Below are 1,431 nucleotides of genomic sequence, written 5' to 3'. Positions count from 1 at the left end.
CCGGCTCGGGTGCGACTTTCGCCTCGAGCGCCGTTTCCCGCTCGGGCGCGACCTTCGCCTCGGGGAGCGTTCCCGGCTCGGACGCCACCTTCGCCTCGGACGCCGTTCCCGGCTCGGGTGCCTCCTCGGCCCTGGGGGCCCTTTCGGGCATGGGCGCTGCCTTCGGCCCGAGGGCCGCTTCCGGCTCGGACGCCGCCTCGGGCTCGGACGCCGCCTCGGGCTCGGATGCCGCCTTGGGCTCGGGCGCCGCCTCTCGCTCCGGGGCCGTTTCTGGTCGGTCCGCGACCCGGGACCCGGGGGCCACGCCCAGCGCGAGCGTTCCTCCGGCCGTGGGCGGCGCCCCCACCAAGGCGCCCTCCGAGGACAACACCTCGCTCGTCAACACCTGTATCAGCACCAGCCGCGCGGAGCAGCTCGCGCCGTACGTGGCGCCCGTCGCCCTGCTGTACGTCAGCAGCCCCGCCCGCGCGGCCACGACGTTCTTCGACCTGTCCCGGGGCAACCGGGCCCGGATCGCCGGGGGCGCGGCGCTGGTCCTCCTGCTGACCGTCACGGTCACCACCCTGGCGGGCATCCGGCTCGTACGGCCCCTCCGGGCCCTGACCCACGCGGCCCGGCGCATGGAGGACGGCGACACCTCCGCGCGCGTGCGCGTGACCGGGGGCGACGAACTGGGGCGTCTCGCCGTGGCGTTCAACTCCATGTCGGAGCGGCGCGAGCAGCTGGAGTCCGTACGGAAGGCGATGGTCAGCGATGTCGCGCACGAGCTGCGGACGCCGCTGAGCAACATCCGGGGGTGGCTGGAGGCGGCGGAGGACGGGGTCGTCGCGCACGACCAGCTCCTCCTGACGTCCCTCCTGGAGGAGGCGCTGCTGCTCCAGCACGTCATCGACGACCTGCGGGACCTGTCGGCGGCGGACGCGGGTGAGTTGCGGCTGCGGAAGGAGTGGGTCGATGTGGGGGAGCTGCTGGCGCAGGCGGGGGTCGCGCATCGCGTGAACGCGGAGGGGGCGGGGGTGGTGCTTTCGGTTTCTGGGTCCTCAGCCTCCCCCTCGGCGGGGCTACTTCTGGAGGCGGATCCCGTACGGCTGCGCCAGGCGGTGGGCAACCTGGTCTCGAACGCGATCCGGCACACCCCACGCGGGGGCGTGGTCACGCTACGGGCCCGTGCGGCCGGGCCTCACGTCCTGATCGAGGTCGAGGACACGGGGAGCGGGATCGCCCCGGACGAACTCCCCCACGTCTTCGACCGTTTCTGGCGCGCGGAGAAGTCGCGGAGCCGGGGGACGGGTGGGAGTGGGTTGGGTCTGTCGATCGTGCGGAAGTTGGCGGAGGCGCATGGGGGTGGGGTGGGGGCGAGTAGTGAGGTGGGCGTGGGAACGGTCTTCACGTTGACGCTCCCTTTGTCCTCAATCGCCGGACGGGCTTGAT

At 73.3% G+C, this 1,431-nt stretch carries 1 pseudogene; it reads left to right on the top strand.

What is annotated here, in order from left to right:
• Positions 1 to 377 precede the first annotated feature (377 nt).
• Positions 378 to 1,430: pseudogene (locus tag GT042_RS28615) on the top strand (HAMP domain-containing sensor histidine kinase); the annotation flags it as partial.
• Position 1,431 lies beyond the last annotated feature (1 nt).

The organism is Streptomyces sp. SID3212 (assembly GCF_009865405.1).
Taxonomy (GTDB): domain Bacteria; phylum Actinomycetota; class Actinomycetes; order Streptomycetales; family Streptomycetaceae; genus Streptomyces.
Note: the sequence above shows the minus strand (reverse complement) of the source record. Positions and strands in the feature narration are given on the sequence as shown.